Below are 13293 nucleotides of genomic sequence, written 5' to 3' on the forward strand. Positions count from 1 at the left end.
TTTGTTCTGCTGTGAAACAGCCCGCTACTACCAACGGCGGATTTCAGCCTCCTACAGTCACGGCACAGAGGGCGGTGATGTATATGACAAAGCTGCGCGCAGGGTGGGCTGCAGGATGGACGTCGGCGCTGGGATTTTGCAGCGCAATGCTTGCAGTGCAAATTGCGGCTGCGCAAATGCCCCTGCCCGCCGCCAAGCCGCCCGACGGGGCGACGCTGTTCAAGCAGCAATGCGCGACCTGCCACACCTCAAACGCGACAGATCCCGTCCGGCAAGGACCGTCGCTCTACAAGGTCGTCGGCCGCCATGCCGGCAAGGCTGACGGCTTCAAATATTCCGCAGGTCTAGCCAAGGCAGATTTCGTCTGGGACGACGCCAGGCTCGATGCCTGGCTGACCAATCCGCAAGAGGTGATCCCCGGCAGCGTGATGGCCTATCGACAGGCCAAGCCGGAAACCCGCGCCATGATCATCGCCTATCTGAAGGAGCTGAACTGAATGGCGAAACCCGTGCATTCGATGATCCGCGTGTTCGACGAGGCCAGGGCGCTCGACTTCTATCATCGCGCGTTCGGCCTCGAGATCGCGGACAATCTGCGCTTTCCCGATTTCGCGCTGATCTATCTGCGCCATCCGTCCTCGCCATTCGAGGTCGAGCTCACGGTCAATTTCGATCGCAAGGAGCCCTACGCGCTCGGCGATGGCTACGGCCATCTCGCCGTCGTCGTCGATGACGTCGATGCCGAGCACGCGCGCTTCGAGAAGGAGAAGCTGTCGCCCGGGCCGCTGCGCGACTTCAAGCATGACGGCCGGACGTTGGCTCGCTTCTTCTTCGTCACCGATCCCGACGGCTACAAGATCGAGGTGATCCAGCGCGGCGGGCGCTTTGGCTAATCCAATTACAAAAAATGTCTACGGAGGAAACCATGAGAGAAATCGATCGACGCAGCAAATATGACCGGCGTGTCTTTCTCAAAGGCGCGGCCGCCACCGCACCCGCCGTCGCGATCGCGACATCGACCGGGCTCGGCATCACCGATGCCTGGGCTGAAGGTGCCTCGACGCTGACGCCAGCGACCATGAAGACGCTCTTGAAGATGGCGCGCGACATCTATCCGCACGATTTCCTCGGCGACAGCTATTACATCACCGCGGTCAAGCCGTGGGACGACAAGGCCGCCAAGGACCCGGCGGTCAAATCGCTGATCAATGACGGCGTCGCGCGGCTCGATGCGGAGGCAAACGACCGCCACAAGATGCCCTATGCGGAGGTCGCCTGGGAGAACGATCGCGTCGCGCTGCTGCAACGGATCGAGACCAGCGCATTCTTCCAGAAAATCCGCGGCGATCTGATCGCCTCGCTCTACAACAACAAGGAGGTCTGGCCGCGGTTCGGCTACGAGGGCTCCTCCGCCGAGCATGGCGGCTACATCAAGCGCGGCTTCGCCGACATCGATTGGTTGCCGAAGGTTTGAACCGACAACGCCAAGGAGGAAGCCATGGCAAAATTCGATCTGAATGACAGCGGCGTTGTCGTGATCGTCGGCTCCGGCGCCGGCGGCGGAACGCTCGGCAATGAACTGGCGCAGAAGGGCATCAAGGTCGTGATCCTGGAAGCCGGCCCGCGCATCGAGAACCAGGATTTCATCAACGATGAATGGGACAGCTTCAGCCAGCTCGCCTGGTCCGACGCGCGCACCACCTCGGGCACCTGGCGCGTGCACAAGGACTTTCCCAGCATTCCAGCTTGGATCGTGAAGGCGGTCGGCGGCTCCACCGTGCACTGGGCCGGCGCCTCGCTGCGCTTCGACGAGCACGAGTTCAAGATCAAGTCGGCTTACGGCAATATCCCCGGCGCCAATCTGCTGGACTGGCCGATCACGCTCGCCGAGATGGAGCCGTATTACGCCAAGGCCGAGAACAAGATGGGCGTCACCCGCACCAACGGGATTCCGGGACTGCCCGGTAACAATAACTTCAAGGTGATGGAGGCCGGTGCCAAGAAGCTCGGCTACAAGGAGGTTCATACCGGGCGGATGGCGATCAACAGCGAGCCGCGCGACGGCCGCGGCTCCTGCCAGCAGATCGGCTTCTGCTTCCAGGGCTGCAAGTCGGGCGCCAAATGGTCGACGCTCTACACCGAGATCCCGAAGGGCGAGGCCACCGGCAATCTCGAGGTGCGCCCCGGCAGCATGGTGATCAAGATCGAGCATGATCAATCCGGCAAGGTGACCGGCGTGGTCTATGCCGATGAGACCGGCGCGATGCAGCGTCAGAAGGCCCGCGTGGTCGCAGTCGCCGGCAACTCCATCGAGAGCCCGCGGCTATTGCTCAACAGCGCGTCCAGCATGTTCCCGGATGGCCTTGCCAACTCATCCGGCCAGGTCGGTCGCAATTATTTGCGGCACATGACCGGCAGCGTGTATGCGACCTTCGAGAAGTCGGTGCACATGTATCGCGGCACCACGATGGCCGGCATCATCCGCGACGAGGCGAAGAACGATCCGAAGCGCGGCTTCGTCGGCGGCTACGAGATGGAAACGCTGTCGCTCGGCCTGCCCTTCATGGCCGCGTTCCTCAATCCCGGCGCCTGGGGCCGCAGCTTCACCAGCGCCATGGAAGGCTATCCGCGGATGGCCGGCATGTGGCTGGTCGGCGAGGACCTGCCGCAGGAGACCAACCGCGTCACGCTGGATCCGAACGTCAAGGACAAGTTCGGCATGCCGGTCGCGAGCGTGCATTTCGACGACCACCCGAACGACGTCGCGATGCGCGATCACGCCTACAAGCAGGGCGCCGCGGTCTATGAGGCGGTCGGCGCCACTGTGACCTATCCGACGCCGCCCTATCCATCGACCCACAACATGGGCACCAACCGGATGAGCGAGAAGCCGCGCGACGGCGTGGTCAACAAGTTCGGCCAGACCCACGACATCAAGAACCTGTTCGTCTCCGACGGCAGCCAGTTCACATCAGGTGCGGCGTGCAATCCGACGCTGACGATCGTGTCGCTGGCGATCCGCCAGGCCGACAGCATCGCCGGCGCGATGCAACGCAAGGAAATCTAGGTCCCTCAAACTGAAGCGGCCTTGTCCTCCCCGGACAAGGCCGCTCTTTTCTGCGCGATGCGTCCGAAAGCCTACTCCGCGGCGTCGAGGATCGGCTGGCCCTGGAATTCGGGAACTGCCGCTGCGCTCTGCGAGCGATAAATCAAACAGCAGCACCGCAACAGCGATGCGAAATTATTGACCTCGCCATGATGGTCGAGCACTTCGCCATACAGCGTGGTGACGAACTTGGCGACACTCATCCCCTCCTTGGCGGCGATCTCCTCCAGCGTGTCCCAGAACGACATCTCCAGCCGGATCGAGGTGCAATGGCCGCCGATCCGCAGCGACCGGGTCTGCGATTCATAATTGCGCTGCGGCTGGTGCGAGAACAAATGGCACATGGCTATCCTCCCGATCGGATTATAATTTTTCTAAACGATATACCCGCCCGTAGAGCCCCACAATCGCCACGTAGGACGTAGCCGGCGCACACGCGAAGGTGAGCGTCTTCAAGGCGATAGGCCGGCTCCATCCCCAGCTAAAGGCAGCCATTCGCGGACCGGCCCATGCATTTGGCCGGCGAGCCGACTAGAATGCCGCCCAACCTCGAATCCGATTACGCAGTCCATGCCCGTCCGCCAGCTTCCCGAACAGCTCGTCAACCGCATCGCCGCCGGCGAGGTGGTCGAACGCCCTGCGAGCGTGGTCAAGGAACTGGTCGAGAACGCGATCGACGCCGGTGCGAGCCGGATCGACGTCTTCACCGACGGCGGCGGGCGGCGCCGGATCGGCATCACCGACGACGGCGGCGGCATGACGCGGTCGGACCTTGCGCTCGCGGTCGACCGCCACGCCACCTCCAAGCTCGACGACGAAGACCTGTTGCGCATCCGCACGCTCGGGTTCCGCGGCGAGGCGCTGCCGTCGATCGGCGCGGTCGCCAAGCTCGGCATCACCACGCGTCATGCCAGCGAGCCGCATGCCTGGTCGCTCTCGGTCGAGGGCGGCGAGAAGTCGGAGATCATGCCGGCCGCGCTCGGCCAGGGCACCCGCGTCGAGGTCAACGAGCTTTTCTATGCCACGCCGGCGCGGCTGAAATTCCTCAAGACCGACCGCACCGAGGCGGAGGCGATCCGCGAGGTGGTGCGGCGCCTCGGCATGGCACGCCCCGACATCGCCTTCACGCTGGCGGGCGAAGAACGGGCGCCTGTCACCTGGGCCGCGGCGCTGCCCGGCGCGGCCGGCCGGTTGACGCGGCTCGGCGATATACTTGGGGCGGACTTTCGCGCCAGCGCGATCGAGGTGCGATCCGAGCGCGAGGGCGTCGTGGTCGAGGGTTTCGCCGCCGCGCCGTCGCTGACCCGCGCCAATGCGCTCGGACAATATCTGTTCGTCAACGGCCGCCCGGTGCGCGACAAGCTGATCCTCGGCGCGGTGCGCGCGGCCTATTCCGACTATCTGCCGCGCGACCGCCATCCCGTGGTGGCGCTGTTCGTGACCTGCGACCCGCAGGAGGTCGACGCCAATGTGCATCCGGCCAAGACCGAGGTGCGCTTCCGCAATGCCGGCCTGGTGCGCGCGCTGATCGTGCATGCGCTCAAGGACGGTCTCGCCCGCGAAGGCCGGCGCACCGCGGCCAACACCGCCGACGGCTCGACATTGCAGGCGTTCCGTCCGGCCTTCACGCCGCCACGCCCAACCAATTGGGACTGGCGCAGTTCGCCGTCCTATCCGGCTGGTCCGATGCGCGGTTTCGAGAGCGCCGCAGCGACGGCCTTCGCCGAGCCCAGACAGGCCGCCTTCGACGTCGGCGCGCCGACCGCCGATGTGCGCTTCGAGGCTGCACCCGCGCCCGATCTGCTCGACCGTCCGCTCGGCGCGGCGCGCACCCAGATCCACGAGACCTACATCGTCTCGCAGACCCGCGACGGCCTCATCGTGGTCGACCAGCACGCCGCGCATGAACGCATTGTCTATGAGAGGCTGAAGGCCTCGCTGGCGAAGAACGGCGTGCAGCGGCAGATCTTGCTGATCCCCGAGATCGTCGAGCTTGATGAGGCGACCGTCGAGAAGCTGCTCGATCGCGCCGAGGAGCTGTGCTCGTTCGGGCTCGCGATCGAATCCTTCGGCCCCGGCGCGGTCGCGGTGCGCGAGACGCCATCGCTGCTCGGCAAGGCCAATGCGGCCGGCCTGCTCCGCGACCTTGCCGAGCATATGGCTGAGTGGGACGAGGCGCTGCCGCTGGAGCGGCGGCTGATGCATGTCGCCGCCACGATGGCCTGTCACGGCTCGGTCCGCGCCGGCAGGCGCCTCAAGCCGGAAGAGATGAACGCGCTGCTGCGCGAGATGGAAGACACGCCGAACTCCGGCCAGTGCAACCACGGCCGGCCGACCTATGTCGAGTTGAAGCTGAGCGATATCGAGAAGCTGTTCGGGCGGCGGTAGGTGCCGCACACACAACTGTCATCGCCCGGCTTGACCGGGCGATCCAGTACGCCGCGGCCTCTCAGCTCAAGCATGGACGTCTCTGGAATACTGGATCACCCGCTTTCGCGGGTGATGACAGTAAGCCTGCGAATATCCTACCGCGCGAACACTTCGAGCGCAGTGCGCAGCTGCGCGATCCATTCATCGCCGTCCTTGAATCCGCCTGCCGCGATGCGGGCGCAGACCTGATCGAGATCGTTGCCGCCGGCCGTACGCTTGCCGACGTGCCGCACGATCGCGGAGTAGCCATCCACCAGCAGCACGAGACCGGGCGCGTTCGCCGCGCCGTACTGTCCGCGCGCATCGCCGAACAGCCGTGACGCCTCGTCGTATCGGCCGAGCGCCAGGTCAAAGGCGCCGACCAGCCAGATACCGGTTGCGACACGCATTGGCCCCAACTCGAGCCTCTCGACGAGACGCAGCGAGCGCTCCGCGAGCTCGCGCGCCGCCAGCAGATGATCCGGGTCGATCGGCCTGTCCGAAACGCTCCAGCCCGGCCAGCAATCCGCCGCCGCGTTGAACGTCAACCGCTGCGCCACCTTCAGCGCTTCGGTCCGGTCACTGTCCGGCGATCCAGGATGGCGCTCGATCTCGTCGGCGGCGTCGCGGGCCGCCGCGAGCAGCGCGGCGTCATCGCCCGTGCCGCGCAACGCCTTGACGCGCGTCTCCAATTGATTTGCGAGCATTGCAAGAGTGACGGTCATGCATTCAGCATAACGTCGTCAAATGACGCCGGCGCTGGTGCGCCCTACACTTTTTCGCGAAGGAAGACGAATTCGGTATCGTCGTAAGCCCGCCGCTCGATTTCCTCAAAACCGTTCGGCACCGCGAACGCCGCGGACTTTGCCTCCTCCACCACGAGCAGCGCGCCCGGGGTCAGCCAGCCGCCATTGCGCAGCGAGGCCAGCGCCTTGTCGGCGAGGCCCTTGCCATAGGGCGGATCGAGAAACACCAGCGAGAACGGCTCGACCGGATGCGCCGGCCCGAGGTCGGTGGCATCGCGGCGATAGACCTTGGTGGTCCCGCCGAGGCCGAGCGACTCGACATTGTTACGCAGCAGCGCCCGCGCCTCGGCGCCATTGTCGACGAACAGCGTGAATTTCGCGCCACGCGAGGCCGCCTCAATGCCGAGCGCGCCGGTGCCGGCAAACAGATCGAGCACGCGGGCGTCCTCGATCGGATTATCGTAGGCGTGCACCAGGATGTTGAACACGGACTCGCGCAGGCGGTCCGCGGTCGGCCGGATCTCGCGCCCCGAGGGCGACGCGAGATTGCGGCCCTTCAGCCTGCCCCCGACGACACGCATCGACGTTTACTCGTCCTGCGGCTTGAGATCGCGCTTGCCATGATAGCCGCGCTTGGGGCGGCGCGGCGGGCCGTAGCCGTTGGCCTCGTCCTCGTTCCGGGCGCGGGCTTCCTCGCTGCCGGTGCGCTGCACCAGCACGCGGCGGCCCTTGCGATCGTTGATGGTTTCGCGCTTGGCTTTCGGCTTCTTCGCGGGCGCATCGTCGCTAGCGTCACGCTGCTCCGGCCGCGTGAAGTCGGCACCTGCGATCTTGGCGATCTTCTCGCCGAGCTGTTCGCGCAGCACCCGCGTCTTGACCTCCTCGACCTTGCCCTCTTCGAGCTCGGCGAGCTGGAACGGGCCGTAGGAGATCCGGATCAGGCGGTTCACCTCCAGGCCAAGATGCGCCATCACGTTGCGCACCTCGCGGTTCTTGCCCTCGCGGATCGCGAACACCACCCAGACGTTGGAGCTCTGGTCGCGCTCCAGCGTCGCATCGATCGGCCCGTATTTGACGCCGTCGACCTCGACGCCGTCCTTGAGCTGGTCGAGCTGGGCCTGCGTCACCTCGCCATGCGCGCGCACGCGATAGCGGCGCAGCCATCCGGTGTCGGGATGCTCCAGCGTCCGCGCCAGCCCGCCGTCGTTGGTGAGCAGCAACAGGCCCTCGGTGTTGAAGTCGAGCCGGCCGATCGAGATCAGCCGCGGCAGGCCCTCGGGCAGATTGTCGAACACGGTCGGCCGCCCCTCGGGGTCGGCATGCGTCGTCATCAGCCCGCGCGGCTTGTGATACATGAACAGCCGCGTCCGCTCGCGCGGCGGCAACGGCTTGCCGTCGACCGCCACGATATCGTTGTCGGTGATATCCAGCGCCGGCGAGTTGATCACGCGTCCGTTGACGGTGACGCGCCCCTGCGTGACGATCTCCTCGGCATCGCGGCGCGAGGCAAGGCCGGCGCGCGCCAGCACCTTGGCGATGCGTTCGCCTGATTTCTTCGGCTTCGGCTCGGGACGCTCGCGGCGATCGTCATAGGAGCGCTCGCGATAGGCACCGCGGCCGCCGAACGCCGGGCGCTTCGTGAAGATCCTGCTGTCGTCCTCATTGTCGCGGCGCGGACGGTCGGAGAAACGGCCCTCACTGCGCGGATGCTCCTGCCAGTCGGTGCGGCCTTCGGGACGCTCGCGCCGGCGGCTGTCGCGGCGATCGCCACCGTCCTCCTCGCGGCCCCAGCGCGGCCGGCTGAACTTCGGACGATCGCCGTGCTCGCGATCGTCGCGCGATCGCGAAAAGCGCGGGCGCTCGTCACCGCCACGGTCGTCGCGCGGTTTGCGCTCGCGCTTCTGCCAGGGCTTCTCATCGCCACGGTCGCGGCCCTCGAAGTCGCGGTCGCGCTTGAAGCGCGGCCGGTCGCCGAAATCGCGGCGCGGTGCATCGCCATCCTCGCGGCGGCGGAACGGGCGGCCCTCACCCTTGTCGCGGAACGAGCCCTTGTCGCGATCGCCACGCGAAAACTTCCGGTCGTCGAACTTGCGCTCGGCGCGTTCGCCGCGCGGCGCATAGGTTCGCTTCTCGCCGTCGCGCTCGCCGCGCGGCGTATAGGGACGCTTCTCGCGATCGCCATAGGACCGCTTTTCACCGAACTTGCGATCGGATGACCGGCCCTCCGACCGCGGACCACGCTGCGGACGATCGCCTGCGTCGAAATCGCGGCGCTCGCCGCGCGGCTTGAACGGGCGCTTGCCGCCCTCGCCATCGCGCGCCGGCCGATCGCGGAACGGCCGGTCGCCACGGGGACGATCGTCACGGCTGAATCTGGGCTTGTCGCCGAAATCGCGGCGCGGCGGACGGTCTTCGCGGTCGCCGCGATAGGGCCGCTTCTCGCCATCGCCCTTGCCGGCGAAGTCCTTGCCGGCAAAGCCGCGCTTGGCGAACTTCTTGTCCGGCCCACGCGCGGCTCCGGAGCGGCCTTTGCCGCCGCCGGCGCGGCCCTGGCCGCCGCCGGGCCGATCACGCCGGCCGCGGGAATCGTTGTGTTTGTCGCTATCGCGGGGCATGAATGTTCTCGCCTGGGCGTTCAATTGGGGTGCAAGGGCCAACCGGTCGTGCGCGCCCCGTTGGCAGCGCGCTTGACGCAAAACCGGCATCCACTTTTGCTGAAGGCGAAGCTACTAGCAGGTTTCTTCGGATGATACGAGGCATGTCGGCCCCTTCTTTCATGGATTTGGCGCTGAAAACCGCCGAAAATGCCGGAAAATCGGGCGAAGTTCCGATCGGATGCGTCATTGTGCGGGGCTATGAGGTGATCGCCACCGCCGGCAACCGGACATTGACCGACCGCGACCCCACGGCGCACGCCGAGATTCTGGCGATCCGGCAGGCCGCCGAGGCCATCGGCAGCGAGCGGCTGGTCGACTGCGACCTCTATGTCACGCTGGAGCCCTGCACCATGTGCGCCGGCGCGATCTCCTTCGCCCGCATCCGCCGGCTCTATTACGGCGCCGCCGACCCCAAGGGCGGCGCGGTCGAGTCCGGCGTGCGGTTCTTCGCGCAGCCGACTTGCCACCATGTGCCGGAAATCTATGGCGCGGTGGGAGAGACCGAGGCGGCGACGCTGCTGCGCGAGTTCTTCAGGGAGCGCCGCTGACGAACACGGAATACAAACCCGTCATCCTGAGGAGCGCGCTCTTGCGCGCGTCTCGAAGGATCGACGGCCACCGGCCGGGCCGTGCATCCTTCGAGACGCGCGTTCCGCGCTCCTCAGGATGACGGGTCCAGGTTGCGGCTACCCCGCCAGGAAGAACTCCCGCAGCAGCTTCGCGGTCGCGTCCGGCGCCTCCTCGGGCAGGAAATGCCCCGACGCCACCGGCGCGCCACTGACATTGGTGGCCCAATTCTTCCAGGTGTCGAGCGGTGTCGTTGCCGCGCTGGCAACGCCGGCATCGCCCCACAGCGCCAGCATCGGGATCGTAATCTTCTTGCCGGCGTCGACGTCGGCCTTGTCGATCTCGTAGTCGGCATAGGCGCCGGCGCGGTAGTCCTCGCACATCGCGTGGATGCGGGCGGGATCGCGGAACGGCGCGAGGTAATGTTCGAGCGCGCGCGGATCGATCGCCTCCAGCGTCTTGGTCCTGGTCTGGCTCGCCATCTTCTCCTTGAGGAAGAATTCGCCGTTGTTGGAGATCAGCGTCTCCGGCAACGGATAGGGCTGCGCCAGGAACGCCCAGTGGTAGATCTTCAGCGCCGACAGCCGATTGAGCTTCTGCCAATAGTCATAAGTCGGCGCGATATCGAGCACCGCGAGCTTCGACAGCCGGCCGGGATGATCGAGTGCCAACCGATACGACACGCGGCCGCCGCGGTCGTGACCGGCGAGCGCGAAATGTACATGCCCGAGCTGCTCCATGGCCTCGACCAGGGTCTTCGCCCAGGCGCGCTTAGTGTAGGGCGTGTGATCCTTGTCGCTATCGGGCATGTCGGACCAGCCATAGCCCGGCAGGTCGGCGATGATCAGCGTGAACTTATCGTCAAGTTTCGGCGCAACGGTGTGCCACATCACATGCGTCGACGAGAAGCCGTGCAGCAGCAGCAATGGCGGCCCCTTGCCGCCGACGCGGGCGAAGATGCGGCCCTGCGAGGTGTTGATCCATTTCGACTCATAGCCGGGAAAAAGATCAGCGAGATCAGGCATCGGTAGCTCCTCCCGGCCGCGTGCGCCGTGCTTCAAACTTTGTTCGGCGTTGCCGCTGGCCTGGTTTATGCCATCCTGAGGTCCTGCCAACAACAACACGAAACGAGGAAGTGCCATGTCGATCGATTTCGAGATTCCCGCCGAGGCCAAGGCGATCCGCGAGAAGGTGCGCAAATTCGTGCACGACGAGTGCATTCCGGCGGAAAAGGAACTCGACACCAAGCCGCTTGCCGAGGTGCTGGGACCGCTGCGGAAGAAGGCCCGCGCGCAGGGCCTGTGGTGCCCCTTCGTGCCGAAGGAGTATGGCGGTATGGGCCTCGGCCCGCTGGCCAACGCGCTGGTGCAGATGGAGCTCGGCGAGAGCATGCTCGGCGCGCTCTCGATGAACACCCAGGGGCCGGACGATGCCTCGATGATGACGATCCTGGCGCACGGCACCGAGTACCAGAAGGAGAAATTCCTCAAGCCCCTCTTGAACGGCGAGAAGCGCATCTGCTTCTCGATGACGGAAAAGGCCGCCGGCGCCGATGCCACGGGCATGCAGACCACAGCGGTGAAGGACGGCAATGAGAACTACATCCTCAACGGCGAGAAATGGTTCTCCTCATCGGCGAGCGTCGCCGACCTCGCGCTTGTCATGGCGAAGACCGATCCGAACGCGCCGCGTCACAAGCAATATTCGACCTTCATCGTCGAGCTGCCCAATCCCGGCTACCGCATCAAGCGCAACGTCGCCAACATGGCGATCGAGGGACCGCATGACGACGTGATCCACGGCGGCCACTCCGAGATCGAGATCAAGGATCTGAAGGTGCCGGCCGACAATCTGCTCGGCGGCGAAGGCAACGGCTTCAACATGGGCCAACACCGCCTCGCCTACGGCCGGCTGCGCCACGGCATGCACAATGTCGCCAAGGCGCAGCGCGCGCTCGACTTGGCGGCAGCGCACGTCACCAAGCGCTCGACCTTCGGCCAGCTATTGGCCGATCGCCAGGCGGTGCAGTTCATGCTCGCCGACTGCGCGAGCGAGCTCTATATCGGCCGGCTGATGCTGCTGCACATCGCCTACAAGGCCGAGAAGGGCCTCGATATCCGCCAGGAGAACTCGATCGCCAAGATCTTTCACGCCCACATGGTGCACAAGGTGATCGACACCGCGATCCAGCTGCACGGTGCACTCGGCTTCAGCCAGGATACGCCGCTGGCGAAATGGTACACCCAGGTGCGCTCGCAGCGGCTGGTCGACGGCCCGGACGAGGTGCACAAGTGGAAGATCGGCAAGAACGTCATCAAGGCGTTCCGCGAACACGGCACCACGGCCAGCGCGGCGGGCGGGGATTTGCTGTAGCTCACGTCGTCATTCCGGGGCGGCGCAACGCGCCGAACCCGGAATCTCGAGGTATTGAGAGAAGCACCTACAACATCGAGATTCCGGATCGACGCGCGGTGCGCGTCGTCCGGAATGACGCGCTAGCCCTTCTCCGCCTCCACCGCCTGCCAGGCGATGTCGCGGCGGCAGAATCCTTCCGGCCATTTGATGCGATCGACGGCCTGATAGGCGCGGTCGCGCGCGGCGGTGACCGTCTTGCCCATCGCACAGACGTTCAGCACCCGCCCGCCATTGGCGAGAATTGCGCCGTCCTTCGCCACCGTGCCGGCGTGGAAGATCTCGACGCCCTCGACCTTGGCGGCGTCATCGAGCCCGTCAATGCGCGTGCCCTTGATGTAGTCGCCGGGATAGCCCTTGGCCGCCATGACAACCGTCAGCGCCGGGTCCGGGTACCAGCGCAGATCGAAATTCTTCAATTGCCCGTCGATTGAGGCGAGCAGCGCCGGCACGATGTCCGACATCATCCGCAGCATCACCACCTGGCACTCCGGATCGCCGAACCGGACATTGTATTCGAACAGCTTTGGGCCCTGCGCGGTCAGCATCACGCCGGCATAGAGCACGCCCTTGAACGGGATGCCGCGGCTCTTCATCCCGGCCACCGTCGGCAGGATGATCCGCATCATGATCTGGTCGTGGACCTCGGGCGTCACGAACGGCGTCGGCGAATAGGCGCCCATGCCGCCCGTGTTCGGCCCCTTGTCGTGATCGAACACCCGCTTGTGGTCCTGCGCGGTCGCGAGCGGAATCGCGGTCTCGCCGTCGCACAGCGCGAAGAAGCTGATCTCGCGGCCCGAGAGGAATTCCTCGATCACGACCTCGGCGCCGGCCGAGCCGAACGCGCCCTCGAACATCATCGCAATGGCGGCTTCGGCCTCGGGCAGCGTCTGGGCCACCACGACACCCTTGCCGGCGGCGAGCCCGTCGGCCTTGACGACGATCGGCGCGCCTTGGGTGCGGACATAGGCCACCGCGTCCTTCGCGTTGTCGAAGCGGCGATAGGCGCCGGTCGGAATGCTGAACTCGCTGCACAGGTCCTTCGTGAAGCCTTTCGAACCTTCGAGCTGGGCGGCCTGCTTGCTCGGCCCGAACGCCTTGATGCCTTCAGCGGCGAGATCGTCGACGATGCCGGCGGCGAGCGGCGTCTCCGGTCCGACCACCACCAGATCGACCGCGTTGCGCCGGCAGAATTCGATCACCGCGGCATGGTCGGCGACATCGAGCGCGACGCACTCGGCCTCGCGCGCGATCCCGGCATTGCCCGGCGCGCACCAGAGTTTCGTCACCAGCGGGGATGCGGCGATCTTCCACGCCAGCGCATGTTCGCGGCCGCCGGAACCGAGCAGGAGGATGTTCATCAGGTGTCGCCGATCAGAGGGGTTGTAACGCCGTT

At 65.8% G+C, this 13293-nt stretch carries 13 protein-coding genes; 7 read left to right on the forward strand and 6 right to left on the reverse strand.

Translation table 11 applies throughout. From position 1 onward, the window contains the following. Positions 1–176 precede the first annotated feature (176 nt). From QDT69_RS19845 to QDT69_RS19860, 4 genes are read left to right on the forward strand one after another with little or no spacing between them, the layout of a single operon-like run. Positions 177–497: a c-type cytochrome gene (locus tag QDT69_RS19845; RefSeq protein ID WP_279708144.1), complete on the forward strand. Its 321-nt coding sequence runs from the start codon at positions 177–179 to the stop codon at positions 495–497. Next, positions 498–893: a VOC family protein gene (locus QDT69_RS19850; RefSeq protein WP_279708145.1), complete on the forward strand. Its 396-nt coding sequence runs from the start codon at positions 498–500 to the stop codon at positions 891–893. 32 nt (positions 894–925) lie between these two features. Continuing rightward, positions 926–1474, forward strand: coding sequence for a gluconate 2-dehydrogenase subunit 3 family protein (locus QDT69_RS19855; RefSeq protein WP_279708146.1), 549 nt, complete (start codon positions 926–928; stop codon positions 1472–1474). Positions 1475–1498: 24 nt separating this feature from the next. After that, positions 1499–3067: a GMC family oxidoreductase gene (locus QDT69_RS19860; RefSeq protein ID WP_279708147.1), complete on the forward strand. Its 1569-nt coding sequence runs from the start codon at positions 1499–1501 to the stop codon at positions 3065–3067. A 71-nt stretch (positions 3068–3138) separates the two neighbouring features. Here the strand turns inward: QDT69_RS19860 and QDT69_RS19865 are convergent, their stop codons facing one another. Continuing rightward, a complete protein-coding gene (locus QDT69_RS19865) occupies positions 3139–3450 on the reverse strand; it encodes a ribbon-helix-helix domain-containing protein (RefSeq protein ID WP_279708148.1) in 312 nt (103 codons plus the stop codon). A 226-nt stretch (positions 3451–3676) separates the two neighbouring features. On the opposite strand from QDT69_RS19865, the gene mutL reads away from it, so the two are divergent. Next, on the forward strand, positions 3677–5494 hold the full coding sequence (gene mutL / locus QDT69_RS19870; RefSeq protein WP_279708149.1) for a DNA mismatch repair endonuclease MutL: 1818 nt from the start codon (positions 3677–3679) through the stop codon (positions 5492–5494). A gap of 137 nt (positions 5495–5631) precedes the next feature. Here mutL and QDT69_RS19875 read toward each other — a convergent pair whose 3' ends face one another. From QDT69_RS19875 to QDT69_RS19885, 3 genes are all read right to left on the reverse strand, one after another. After that, entirely contained in the window at positions 5632–6207 is a 576-nt protein-coding gene (locus tag QDT69_RS19875; protein ID WP_279708150.1) for a hypothetical protein, read from the reverse strand. 77 nt (positions 6208–6284) lie between these two features. Further along, positions 6285–6842: a 16S rRNA (guanine(966)-N(2))-methyltransferase RsmD gene (gene rsmD, locus QDT69_RS19880; protein WP_279708151.1), complete on the reverse strand. Its 558-nt coding sequence runs from the start codon at positions 6840–6842 to the stop codon at positions 6285–6287. A 6-nt stretch (positions 6843–6848) separates the two neighbouring features. Then, positions 6849–8876 (reverse strand): pseudouridine synthase, encoded by a 2028-nt coding sequence (locus QDT69_RS19885; protein WP_279708152.1) that lies wholly within the window; start codon positions 8874–8876, stop codon positions 6849–6851. A 131-nt stretch (positions 8877–9007) separates the two neighbouring features. Here QDT69_RS19885 and QDT69_RS19890 point away from each other — a divergent pair, with 131 nt between their 5' ends. Beyond that, positions 9008–9466 (forward strand): nucleoside deaminase, encoded by a 459-nt coding sequence (locus QDT69_RS19890; RefSeq protein WP_279708232.1) that lies wholly within the window; start codon positions 9008–9010, stop codon positions 9464–9466. Positions 9467–9604: 138 nt separating this feature from the next. On the opposite strand, the gene QDT69_RS19895 is transcribed toward QDT69_RS19890, so the two are convergent. Continuing rightward, positions 9605–10510 (reverse strand): alpha/beta hydrolase, encoded by a 906-nt coding sequence (locus QDT69_RS19895; protein WP_279708153.1) that lies wholly within the window; start codon positions 10508–10510, stop codon positions 9605–9607. Positions 10511–10625: 115 nt separating this feature from the next. On the opposite strand from QDT69_RS19895, the gene QDT69_RS19900 reads away from it, so the two are divergent. Continuing rightward, positions 10626–11858, forward strand: coding sequence for an acyl-CoA dehydrogenase family protein (locus QDT69_RS19900; RefSeq protein ID WP_279708155.1), 1233 nt, complete (start codon positions 10626–10628; stop codon positions 11856–11858). 122 nt (positions 11859–11980) lie between these two features. Here the strand turns inward: QDT69_RS19900 and purD are convergent, their stop codons facing one another. Further along, positions 11981–13258, reverse strand: coding sequence for a phosphoribosylamine--glycine ligase (gene purD / locus QDT69_RS19905; protein WP_279708156.1), 1278 nt, complete (start codon positions 13256–13258; stop codon positions 11981–11983). Positions 13259–13293: the final 35 nt, after the last annotated feature.

Source organism: Bradyrhizobium sp. CER78, from assembly GCF_029846235.1.
GTDB lineage: Bacteria > Pseudomonadota > Alphaproteobacteria > Rhizobiales > Xanthobacteraceae > Bradyrhizobium.

What these genes read in the sequence shown, in the direction of transcription:
- QDT69_RS19850 (WP_279708145.1), top strand. Translation starts at nt 498, where the DNA reads ATGGCGAAACCCGTGCATTCGATGATCCGCGTGTTCGACGAGGCCAGG.
- mutL (WP_279708149.1), top strand. Translation starts at nt 3,677, where the DNA reads ATGCCCGTCCGCCAGCTTCCCGAACAGCTCGTCAACCGCATCGCCGCC.
- QDT69_RS19865 (WP_279708148.1), bottom strand. Translation starts at nt 3,450, where the DNA reads ATGTGCCATTTGTTCTCGCACCAGCCGCAGCGCAATTATGAATCGCAG.
- QDT69_RS19855 (WP_279708146.1), top strand. Translation starts at nt 926, where the DNA reads ATGAGAGAAATCGATCGACGCAGCAAATATGACCGGCGTGTCTTTCTC.
- QDT69_RS19900 (WP_279708155.1), top strand. Translation starts at nt 10,626, where the DNA reads ATGTCGATCGATTTCGAGATTCCCGCCGAGGCCAAGGCGATCCGCGAG.
- QDT69_RS19890 (WP_279708232.1), top strand. Translation starts at nt 9,008, where the DNA reads ATGATACGAGGCATGTCGGCCCCTTCTTTCATGGATTTGGCGCTGAAA.
- QDT69_RS19895 (WP_279708153.1), bottom strand. Translation starts at nt 10,510, where the DNA reads ATGCCTGATCTCGCTGATCTTTTTCCCGGCTATGAGTCGAAATGGATC.
- QDT69_RS19885 (WP_279708152.1), bottom strand. Translation starts at nt 8,876, where the DNA reads ATGCCCCGCGATAGCGACAAACACAACGATTCCCGCGGCCGGCGTGAT.
- rsmD (WP_279708151.1), bottom strand. Translation starts at nt 6,842, where the DNA reads ATGCGTGTCGTCGGGGGCAGGCTGAAGGGCCGCAATCTCGCGTCGCCC.
- QDT69_RS19860 (WP_279708147.1), top strand. Translation starts at nt 1,499, where the DNA reads ATGGCAAAATTCGATCTGAATGACAGCGGCGTTGTCGTGATCGTCGGC.
- QDT69_RS19845 (WP_279708144.1), top strand. Translation starts at nt 177, where the DNA reads ATGCCCCTGCCCGCCGCCAAGCCGCCCGACGGGGCGACGCTGTTCAAG.
- purD (WP_279708156.1), bottom strand. Translation starts at nt 13,258, where the DNA reads ATGAACATCCTCCTGCTCGGTTCCGGCGGCCGCGAACATGCGCTGGCG.